Annotated in this window: 7 protein-coding genes; all 7 read left to right on the forward strand. The window is 64.8% G+C overall.

All coding sequences use genetic code 11. The annotated features are described in order from the left end of the window. The first annotated feature begins 305 nt into the window (after positions 1-305). On the forward strand, positions 306-6,050 hold the full coding sequence (locus AAGD32_06465; GenBank protein ID MEM8873887.1) for a hypothetical protein: 5,745 nt from the start codon (positions 306-308) through the stop codon (positions 6,048-6,050). A gap of 41 nt (positions 6,051-6,091) precedes the next feature. Beyond that, positions 6,092-6,838, forward strand: coding sequence for a Bax inhibitor-1 family protein (locus AAGD32_06470; protein ID MEM8873888.1), 747 nt, complete (start codon positions 6,092-6,094; stop codon positions 6,836-6,838). A 73-nt stretch (positions 6,839-6,911) separates the two neighbouring features. After that, positions 6,912-8,003 carry an OpgC domain-containing protein gene (opgC, locus tag AAGD32_06475; GenBank protein MEM8873889.1) on the forward strand — a complete coding sequence of 364 codons (1,092 nt, stop codon included), beginning with the start codon at positions 6,912-6,914 and terminating at the stop codon, positions 8,001-8,003. A gap of 4 nt (positions 8,004-8,007) precedes the next feature. Further along, complete coding sequence (gene ribF / locus AAGD32_06480; protein MEM8873890.1) at positions 8,008-8,940, forward strand: riboflavin biosynthesis protein RibF; 933 nt, start codon at positions 8,008-8,010, stop codon at positions 8,938-8,940. Positions 8,941-8,981: 41 nt separating this feature from the next. Then, positions 8,982-9,890: an SGNH/GDSL hydrolase family protein gene (locus AAGD32_06485; GenBank protein MEM8873891.1), complete on the forward strand. Its 909-nt coding sequence runs from the start codon at positions 8,982-8,984 to the stop codon at positions 9,888-9,890. Positions 9,891-9,899: 9 nt separating this feature from the next. Further along, positions 9,900-10,832 carry a DHH family phosphoesterase gene (locus AAGD32_06490; GenBank protein MEM8873892.1) on the forward strand — a complete coding sequence of 311 codons (933 nt, stop codon included), beginning with the start codon at positions 9,900-9,902 and terminating at the stop codon, positions 10,830-10,832. Positions 10,833-10,892: 60 nt separating this feature from the next. Beyond that, positions 10,893-11,168 (forward strand): ATP-binding cassette domain-containing protein (locus AAGD32_06495; protein MEM8873893.1); only part of this gene is annotated, 276 nt, incomplete at its 3' end.

An 11,168-nucleotide genomic window follows, 5' to 3' on the forward strand; every position in this document is an offset into this window, starting at 1 on the left:
GAAAAGCCGGTCATCCCGCGTAACCAGCCTCACGTCATGGCGTCAGTATGTACGACCCGCACCGCCGTTGCGAACCGAACGCGTCGGATTTGTCGCGTCGGAATGTCCGAGAATGCGGCAAGATGGCTGATTGACGCCCCTGGGGCGGGGATTAGTTTCGATCAGGGCTACCGGCTATGCGCCGGCCGACGCGGGGACATCGCACGAAATTGCACCCACCCAGCCGACCGGACCCCGCCGCCGGGCCACCATGCCTCGCACGGCACCGCCGTGCCGGACCATGAGTTGTACCCACCGAAAGACCCATGACCACCACCGCCCACACCCACATCAAGAACTCCGCCGCCGCCGTTGTTGAACAGTTGGAAACGAGGCGGTTGCTTAACGGCGACTTCGCACCGGAGATATACAGCGAGACCTTCGACGAGCCGGAAGGCAGCACCTCTGGCAGGTTAGATGTTTTCGGTTCATCCGGCGGGCCGGGTTGGCAAACGTTCCGAGACAACGTCGGGGACGGCACGTTTGAGGTGCGAGACGGTGCCTTGGTTGCCAAAGAAACCTCGGGCATCGTCAGTTGGTACACCGAGCTCTCTTTGAATAGGACCGTCGATTTCAGTCTTGACCTGGCCGCCAACGGCGTCGGCCCCAATGACTACGCACGGGTCGTCCTCTTTCCGAGATTTGCCCCGGCAGAAGAGATCGCTCTGGTCCGCGGCCAGGATGGTCGATTCACGGCGACCGCAAGTGCCATTACGCCCGGGAGCGTGCGTCTCGAAGTTCAACTTCTGGCGACACAAGGGCAGTTTGCCATCGACAACCTCAGTATCCAGCAAATACCCGGCCCGGAGGCCAGTCAGGTCGAACTGGTCGATGGTGTGCTACGGATCACTGGCACACAGGGCGCCGATGACATCGCGGTTCGCAGCATCCAACTGACTGATGGGAGTTTGGGCACACAGGTATTCATCAACAACTTCGCCGGAGGCGACGACATCTACGACACGACCCGCGTGTGGGTCGACTTGTTGGGTGGGTCGGACGAGTTTCAGCAAAACACCGGCATTGGCGACGGCCTGGATGTGACAGCATTTGGTGGCCTCGGACCCGATCGCATGGTCGGCTCGGCAGGTGTCAACGAAATCCACGGCGGTGACGGCGATGATTTTATCGTCCACCGTTTCGACGCCGACGGACTTATCTTCGGCGGCGACGGCGATGACCAGATTCGCGTACGAGACGAATCCGAAACGGATGTCGAGGACGGGGCGGGTAACGATCGCTTCGAGTTCAATCAGCGCGTCGCCGGTGGCCGGACATTGAACGTCAATGGCGGTCCCGGCGACGATTACCTCTTCAATGGACCCGGCACACCCGAAGTGTTCACCGGCGGGCCTGGACAGGACACCGTCGGCTACAACGATTCCGACGGCGGCGAGTTCTTCGTTAGCTTCGACGGCCTGCCCAACGACGGTGCATCCGGTGAAGGCGACAACATCGGCACCGATGTCGAAGAAGTCGTTGGCGCAACGATCGTTAACCAGCCGCCAACTGACGGGCAGCAGCTTTTCGCCGAGCCGTTCGACGAACCCGACGGTGCCACCACCGGCAACCTCACACCGACCGGCATCTGGCGTACCTTCCAGCCCAACGGCGGCATCGCAGTGCGGGACGGTGTGCTCGTCATCGAGGACACGACCGATTTCGTCAGTTGGTTCACAAGCGACCTGGACATCGGCGGGCAAGGCCCGGTCGACGTCAGCATCGACCTGACCGGGACCGGTCTCGGGCCCGACGATCTAGCCAACTTTCTCTATCGCGTTGACGGCGGGGCGTTGCAACAGTTCGCGTTCACGCGTGCCACCGACGGGAGCCTCACCGCCACGGCCAACGGCATTGTCGGCAACGCGCTCAAGCTCGAGGTGCAGTTCAAAGCGGTCGTCGGGACGTACACGCTTGACAACGTCACCGTTACCGCGGCCGACGCGCCGCCGACCGGCGCATTTCTCGACGGGCAGACGCTTCGGATCGTCGTCACCGACGGGGCCGAGACGTGGACGATCGTGAATCCCTCTGAAGGCCCCGGCGGCTTCCGCGACAATGAACTGCAGATCACCGGCCCCACCGGTGAGCCGGACTTCTTCCAGCTGCGCGACGTCGACGACATCGTCATCGACCTCGCCGGCGGAGACGATCGACTGTTCGTCGAAGACGTTTACGGCGAGTTTCCGCTGAGCGAAGCACTCGGCAGCGACGGGGCGGACCGCTTCGAGTTCCGCACGGTCAGCGCATTGCGTGGCGTACTCGACGGCCAGGGCGGCGACGACTTCATCTCCGTCAGCAACTTCGGCGACCCCGCCACCCTCCACGGCGGCGACGGCAACGATACCCTCGTTACCAACGGCACCGGCTACATCGTCGAAGGCGGCAACGGCGACGACACGCTCGTCACGGGTGTCGGCGGCGACGACTTCACCGGCGGTCCCGGCAACGACACCGTCGACTACCGCCCACGCACCGACGGCCCGTTCACGGTGTCCTTTGACGACGTCGCCAACGACGGGGCAGAGGGTGAGGGCGACAACATTCGTGACGATGTCGAGGTTGCGCTGGGCGCGAGCGTCGTCGGTGAGCCGGGATCCGTCACGCTCTACACCGAGTTCTTCGACGAAGCCCCATTCGCTACAAGCGGCAATCTGACGCCCAGCGGCGAGTGGCGCACCTACGGACCGGCGGGCGGCATCCGTTTGGCTGACGGGCGCGACACCAGCATCCTGCGCGTGAGCGGTACAGAGGACAATCCCAGCGGTTTCGTCAGTTGGTACACCACGCCGTTGGACATCGCCGGTGCTGAGAACGTGGCAGTAGAGATGTTCCTGAGCGGTCGTGATCTGACCGACCGCGACCTGGTGCGGTTTCTTTACCGGATCGACGACGGACCTAACCAGGAGTTCTTCTTCACCCGTGGCACCGACGGCGTGTTCACGCCCAGCATCGACGGTCTGAGTGGCGGCACGCTCCGCCTGGAGGTGCAGTTCCGTGCCGAGGGTGACGCGACGTACTTCCTCGACGACATCGTCATCACGTCCGCCCCATCAACTGGCGGTCCCACGGCACAAGTCATCGACCGGACCCTCGTCGTGACCGGCACCTCCGGCGACGACAACTTGAGTGTCGCCGCGACCGAGAACTTTCTGGGCGTCTACCGCGTGTCTTCGGGCACCAACGTCATCGCCGAGTTCCCGGTGGCGGACGTCGACGGTGTGCGCATCGACGCGCTCGACGGGGACGATGTCGTGACCGCCGGTGTCGGTCTCAACACCGACACGCTCTCGGGTGGCACCAGCGCGATCACCGTCTTCGGCGGAGCCGGCGACGACCGCCTGTCCGTTAACGCGGCACTCGCCCTGTTTGGAGACGAAGGTCAACCCGGCGTCTTCGGGGGTGAAGGCAACGACACCTTGAACGTTTCTGGCGTCGACGCCTACGGGGATGCGGGTGACGACGAGTTGATCGGCGGGACCTTGTTCACCGGGAGCTTTTTCGGAGGTGACGGCAACGACACGCTCCGAGCCGGGACGTTCGGTGCCAACCTGTTCGGCGGAGACGGCGACGACGAACTCGTGGCTCGAGGCGCCACGGCGGACGGCGGAGCCGGTAACGACAACATCCGCATGTCGTTCAGCCCGATCGAGGGGCCGCGAGTGGGTGTGGTGCGCGGCGGCCCGGGTCAAGACACGATCGTTGCGGGGGGTACCGACAATCGACTGATCGTGTTCGGCGGTTCCGATGACGACGAGATTCGCATCTCAAATGCCAGTAGTTTCGATGAGCCCACCAGTGTCACGGTTGACGGCGAGGGCGGCAACGACCTTCTCGACATCCAAGGGCCGGCGTTTGTGCTCGGCGGCGATGGGGCTGACACACTCGTCTCGGGCTTCGGTGCACAGGACTTCACCGGTGGGTCAGGCACCGACACCGTCGACTACCGCGGCCGTTCCGGCGGGCCGTTCGCCGTCAGCTTCGACAACGTCGCCAACGACGGTGCCGAGGGCGAGGGCGACAACATCCGCGATGACGTCGAGGTTGCGTTGGGTGCGACGGTCGTTGGTGAGCCGAGCGGGGATGTGGTGCTTGCCGAGGAGACGTTCGACGAGCCGACCGGGGCGACGACCGGCAGCTTCGTCAACGAGGCGAACGGCGCAATGGTGACGTGGCGGACGTCCAACGGCGGCCCGAATGCGAGCGTTGCCGATGGCGTGTTCCGCGTGCGCGCTTCGGACGGTTTCGTCTCCTGGTTCACCCCGACGATCGATCTTGATAACGACCAGCCCTACAGCGTGCGCGTCGACATCAACGTGTCCGACGATGCGGAAGGGTTCGTGTGGCTGCGTGGCGCGGGCGAGTTGCTGCGTGAGCGGAACATTGGCGACCTGCCTGGCCAGCGGACGCTACGCCTCGATGGCCGGACGTCGGATCCGAAGTTCGAGTTCAGCTTCAATCTCACTGCCGGCGAAGTCACGTTCGACAACCTCCGCTTGTTCATCCCCGGTGCCGGCGACGGGGTGCAGGTCTTCCGCGACTCCGATGGCGTGGTGCAGATCGTGGGCACCGATCAGGCCGACGATATTCGCATCATCGAAGCGCCCGGCGACGGGTTCGAGCGGGTCAGCGTCCTGGTTGACTCGGTCGAGGTGGGCCGGTTCGAGGGTGGAACGCGGTTCAGCGTCGATCTTGGCGGTGGTGATGACCGTTTCGTGATCGACCCGGACGTGCCTTTCACCCGGGCCACGATCAACGCTGGCGGGGGCGATGATGTGGTCGAACTGAGCGCCGGTGAGTTCGTCGTCGACCTCGGCGCTGGCGACGATCGGATCGCGACCTCCAGCGGTCAGTCGACGATCGACGGCGGCGACGGGAATGACACGCTACTGAGTGGTCCGGGTGCCGACGTGTTTGCCGGTGGTGCGGGAAGCGACACCGTCGACTACGGCGATCGGACCGGCGCGCGGGTGACCTTCGACGGCCTTGCCAACGACGGCGTCACCGGCGAGCGGGACAACATCGGCTCGGACGTTGAAACCGTCCTCAACGCCAGCACCGACGGGGATGAGCAAGTCACCATCGCTTCCGAGAGCTTTAACGAATCCGACGGCAGCACCGCCGGCTCGCTCAACAACATCAACGGCGATCCGGTCATCCCGTGGCAGACCTTCCGCGGCGGTGTCGGCGACGGCTTCTTCGCCGTCGACAACGGCAAGCTCCGCGCTTCCAACACCGCCGGCTTCGTCAGCTGGTACACGGGCGGCAACATCTCGATCGCCGAGACCGATACGCTCAGCGCGGCGACCCGGGTTGAGATCGACTTCACCGCGACCGGGCTCGGTCCCGACGATTTGGCGCGGTTCCTCTATCGCGTCGACGGCGGGGCGTCCACGCAGTTCGCGTTTATCCGAAGCAGTGACGGCTCGTTTACCGCGGTTGCCGAGGGCCTGGTCGGACAGACGCTGCGCCTTGAGGTGCAGCTCCAAGCCAAGGTCGGCACGATCACGCTCACCGATGTGCGCGTCACCAAGTCGAGCAAGGACGTCGCCCAGGGAAGCCTGACCGAGACCTTCGACGAGCCCGACGGAAGCACGCAGGGGCAGATCAGCGGCACGAACAACGACAACGGATTGTTCATCGGCGGGACGTGGAACACCTTCCGTGGCGGGCCGAACTTCAGTGTGCAGGACGGCGTGTTCCGTGCCACGGACACCGACGGTTTCCGCACTTGGTACACCTCGCCGTTGACGCGGACCAACGACCTGACGCGGCTGAGCATCGACCTGGCGAGTTTCGGGACATTGACCGATGTCGACCGGCTCAATGTGCTCTACCGCATCGACGACGGGCCGGCCCAGATGCTGGCGACGATCCGCGGTGGTGTGGACCAAGCCGTGACCGTCGACAACCTTCCGCCGGGCCGGGTCCGCATTGAGATTCAGGCCAACGTCACGACCGACGCCGGCGGCTATACCTGGGACAACATCAGCTTCACCGCCGTAAGTTGAGCTGTACCCGCGCAATGGCTTGGCGATATACTCCCGGCACTATGAGCCAGTATCAACAACCGGAGTACCTCGGTCAGCGTGAGACGGTCGGCACCCTTGCGTATGCCGCACCGGAGGCGACACGGGGGTCGTTCATTCGCAAGACGTATCTGCACTTGCTGGGCGCGGTGCTCGCCTTGGCGGCGATCGACACCGCGATCCTGACGCTCGTGCCGGCCGAGACGCTCAACGCCATCTTCGGCACCGTGCTCGGCGGACAGTGGGGCTGGCTGATCGTGCTCGGGGCGTTCATGCTCGTGAGTTGGATCGCCGAGAGCATGGCCCGCAGCGCGACGTCGATCGGCATTCAATACGCCGGGCTGTCGTTGTACGTGGTCGCCCAGGCGGTGATCCTCGTGCCGTTGCTGTGGATCGCGACGACGGTGCCGGCGTTCGACGGCATTCTGTTCCAGGCGCTGGTCATCACCGTGGTGATGTTCGGATCACTCACGGCATTCGTGATGCTCACCGGATACAACTTCGGTTTCCTCCGCGGCATTCTGATGATCGTCGGCATCGGCGCGATGATTGGCATCATCGGGTCCATCGCTTTCGGGTTCACGCTCGGGCTTTGGTTCACCGTCCTCATGATCGCGTTCGCTTGCGGGTCGATCCTGTATCAGACCTCGGCGGTGATGCATGACTACCGCATCGGCCAGCACGTCGCGGCGAGCCTCGCGCTCTTCGCCGCGGTGGCCTTGCTGTTCTGGTACGTCCTGCGGCTGCTGATGAGCTTGCGGAACGAGTAAGTCGAACACCTTTTCCACACACCACGGCCGGGACGCGAGAACGCGTCCCGGCTTTTTCGTATCCTCTTCGACGTTGACCGAATCCAAGAAACGCGACACCAGGCTTGATGGCTGGCGGGGGTTGTGCCTGGCGAACATGCTGGTTGCACACCTCGTCCACGGCGGGGCGATCGCGTTTTCGCCGGACTGGTGGTTGTGGCTCGCCGAGTACACCCGCTTCGCGGCGGCGGGGTTCATCCTCGTCTCGGGCATGACGATCGGCTTGGTGTTCGGCAGGCGTGACGGCGCGTATCTGCGCATGGATCGTCGGGCCGGCGAGGTGCTCGTGGCCCACTTCGCGATGACGCTGCTGGCGTATGCGTTGCTCGCACCGCAGTACCCGGTGGGGCCGTTGGTGTGGCAGGTGGTGACGCTGCGCGAGGGGCACGACTTGTTGCCGTTCTACGTCGTGATGCTGCTCGCGGCGCCGGGCATGCTTTGGCTGCTGCGGCGCGGGCTGGGTTGGTTGCTGCTGCTGATCTCGGCCGGGTTGTACGGCCTCGACATCGCGGTGCCGGGGACGTTCCTGCTGCCCTTGCAGGACAAGCCGGAGCAGAGCACGTTTCTGGTCCTGCGTTGGCAGGGATTCTTCGTTCTCGGTGTGTGGGCGGGGTATTACTTGAAGCGCTTCGACGCCTGGCCGAACCGGCGGAAGCTGGCGGTCGTCATTGCCGCATCGTTGGTCACGGTCACGTGTCACCTGCTGGCTTACGACGAGCAGTACGGGTTGAACATCAACCCTGGACTGGTCTTCTGGAAGCAGGTGCTGAGCGTGCCGGAGTTCGTGAAGTACCTGGCGCTTTGCGTGACGATCTTCGGGTGGACGGGTTTGGCGTGGCGTTGGTTGGCATCGCCGATGCGGCCGATGGCGACGCTGGGGCGACACGCGCTGCCGGTGTACGTGGCCCATGTGTATCTGCTTGCACCGTTGGCGGCGTTGTCGGTCGCGGTGCCGTTGCCCGACGCGGGGAAGCTGGCTTGGCTCGTCATCGGCGTCGCGGCCTTGTGGGCGTTTGCCGTCGGCGTCGAGTGGTTGCAACGCAAGTGGAAGCCGACGCGCTACGTCGCCGCCCCGGCAATCGTCGTGGCGAGTGTGGCATACATGTTCGTTTGGCAACTACTGTGATGTCATGCAGGTGTTGCACGGGATGAACGCGATCACCGATCTGCCGAACGGAGCGGCGCTCTCGATCGGCAACTTCGACGGGCTGCACCTCGGGCATCAGCGGATCATCGAGGCGCTGGGTGATGGGCCGAGGGCGATCGTGACGTTCGAGCCGCACCCGGCGACGGTGCTGCGTCCGGAACTCGCGCCACCCCGGCTCTCGACGGCGGAACAAAAGCGCGCGTTGCTGGAAGACGCAGGGATCGACGCGGTGCTAGAGCTGCCGCCGAGTCCGGAAGTGCTGGGGCAAGCGCCGTTGGCGTTTTGGCAGCGGTTGGTCGAGGAGGTTCGGCCGAGCCGGGTCGTGGAGGGCGAGGACTTTCGTTTCGGCAAGGCCCGCGGCGGCGACGTGGCGATGATGCGGCAGCACGCCGGCGGCACCGAGATCGTCACCATCGAGCCGGCGACGGCGGTGCTGCACGATCTGTCGGTCGTCGATGTCGGCAGTTCGTTGATCCGCTGGCTCATCGCCCACGGCCGGGTGAGCGATGCGGCCCGTTGCCTGGGTCGGCCGTATCGGCTCGTCGGTGAGGTCATTCGCGGCTACGGCCGGGGCCGCAAGCTCGGCATCCCCACGGCCAACCTCGCGAGCCGGCAACTGGTCCCCGCCGACGGCGTCTACGCCGGCAGCGTCGATGGCCAGCCCGCCGCGATCAGTATCGGCGTTACGCCGACCTTCGACGGCATGCGTCGCCAGACCGAGGTCCACATCCTCGACTTCGACGGCGACCTTTACGACAAGCCGCTCGCGGTCGATCTGCACCATTGGGTCCGGCCGCAGGTGAAGTTCGACGGGGTGGAGCATCTGGTCGAGCAGTTGCACCGGGATTTCGCGACGATCCGAAAGACCACGGCTTCAGCCGTGGGTCGACGGGCGGTATCGCAGACCCACGGCTGAAGCCGTGGGCTTTCGGTTGTGGTATGCTCGCTCTCCAGATGATGCGTACCACCACTGCCGTTCTTGCCGTTTCGTTGTCGACGACAGCGTTCGCCCAAGTGTCCGACGTCGTTTTCTTCGGCGACTCGCTCAGCGACGTCGGGAATGTCAACGCGTTGACCCTCGGCTTGCTGCCGGGGGCGAACTACTTCGACGGCCGGTTCTCGAACGGGCAACTTTTCAGCGAGTACCTCGCGTCCGACCTGGGCTTGCCCGCGCCGGTGAACAGCTTGGCCGGCGGCGACAACTTCGCGTTCGGCGGCGCCGGGGCGGCGGGCAACAACTTCATCGGCGTGATCCCGTCGGTCGAGAATCAGGTGGCCGACTACCTCGGCTCGAACGTGCCGCAAGGCGACGAACTGTTCGTCGTCTGGGGCGGGTCCAACGACATCATCGATGGTGACGACGACGGGTTCAACGGCGACGCCGCCGCGGCGATCGCATCGTCGGCCGGCGATCTGGCGACGGCCGGTGCGCAGTTCATCGCCGTGCTGAACCTCGTGCCGCTGGGCCAAACTCCGCGGGCGCTGGGCACGGCGAACGAGTCGGTGTTTGACGATGCCGCGATCGCGTTCAATGCCGCACTGGCGGCGGGGTTGGCCGACGTCCGGACGAACCATCCCACGGTCGAGCTGATCGAGATTGACGTGTTCGATGCCTTCGGCGACATCCTCGCCGACCCGTCTTCATTCGGCTTGACCAACATCACCGACGATGCGCAGGGCGCGGGTCTCGGCTTCGACGAGGCGGACGGGTTTCTGTTCTGGGACGACATCCACCCGACGACCGCGGGGCATCGGTTGTTGACCGACGAGATTTTCGCGGCGTTGCCGGCGAGTGTGACCGGCGTGCCGGAGCCGAGCGTGATCGGGGTCGCGGCACTCGGTCTGCTACTGCGTCGACGGCGCTAACCTTGGCTTGTGACGTTCCACGAACACCTCGCCGATGCGACCAACGTCCTGCTCACCACCCACGTCCGCCCCGACGGCGACGCCTTGGGCACCACCGCCGCGATGTCGCTTTGGCTCACGCGGCGGGGCAAGTCCGTCACGCGGCTGCTGCTCTCGCCGATGCCAAACAAGTATCGCTTCGTCTACGACGACGCCGGGCTGGATTGGACCGAGACGATCCCGGACATGACGTCGTTCGACACGCTGCTGGTGTGTGACACAGGGACGTGGAACCAGCTGCCGGGCATGGAGGAAGCGTTGGCCGGGTGGGGCGGAAGGAAGCTCGTGCTGGATCATCATGTCACCCAGCAGGACTGGGCGGACGCGAAGCTGGTCGACACCGAGGCCGCCGCCGCCGCCGAGATCGCGGCAACGGTCATCGGCGAACTCGACAAGACCGTCGCCGCGGCCTTGTACGTCGCGCTGGTCAGCGACACCGGCTGGTTTCGTTATCCGAACACCCGGGCCGCGACGCTGCGGCTTGCCGCCGATTGCGTCGATGCGGGCGTCGACACCGATGCGATCTACCGCAGGCTGTATCTGTCCGAAACCGAAAAGCGCCTGCGCCTGCAGGCCGACGTGCAGCAGTCGATGGAAGTTCGCGGCGACGTCGCGGTGCAGTCCTGCACACTCGCCGACTTCGCCCGCTATGGTGCCAACGTCACCGACACGGAAGACGTGGTGAACTGGCCGCTGCAGATCGCTGACGTGATGGCATCGGTGCTGTTGGTCGAGACCGAAGATGGCGTGAAAGCCAGCTTCCGTAGCAAGACCGGCGGCCCGGACGTCGCCGCCCTTGCCAGCACCTTCGGCGGCGGCGGTCATGTGCGGGCAGCGGGGGCAAGGTTGGCGGACCTCACCCTCGACGACGCCAGGCAAAAGATCATTGGTTCCCTGGCGTAAGCGGCAACAGGGTGTCGAGGTTTGGCACGGTCCCGATCCTGCGATACCCTTTGCGTCTCCATGGCACGCGTAGATATCGAAAACGTCCGCAAGGTTTACGATGGTGGCGTTGAAGCCGTCAAGGGCATCAACCTTAACATCAAGGACGAAGAGTTGGTCGTGCTCGTCGGCCCGTCGGGCTGCGGCAAGTCGACGACGCTCCGCATGGTCGCCGGGCTCGAGGAGATCACCTCCGGCACCATCTCCATCGGCGGCAACGTCGTGAACAACGTCGCCCCCAAGGACCGCGACATCGCCATGGTGTTCCAGAACTACGCCCTGTACCCGCACATGACG

Source organism: Planctomycetota bacterium, assembly GCA_039182125.1.
Taxonomy (GTDB): Bacteria; Planctomycetota; Phycisphaerae; order Tepidisphaerales; family Tepidisphaeraceae; genus JBCDCH01.

What these genes read in the sequence shown, in the direction of transcription:
- AAGD32_06465 (MEM8873887.1), top strand. Translation starts at nt 306, where the DNA reads ATGACCACCACCGCCCACACCCACATCAAGAACTCCGCCGCCGCCGTT.
- AAGD32_06470 (MEM8873888.1), top strand. Translation starts at nt 6,092, where the DNA reads ATGAGCCAGTATCAACAACCGGAGTACCTCGGTCAGCGTGAGACGGTC.
- ribF (MEM8873890.1), top strand. Translation starts at nt 8,008, where the DNA reads ATGCAGGTGTTGCACGGGATGAACGCGATCACCGATCTGCCGAACGGA.
- AAGD32_06485 (MEM8873891.1), top strand. Translation starts at nt 8,982, where the DNA reads ATGCGTACCACCACTGCCGTTCTTGCCGTTTCGTTGTCGACGACAGCG.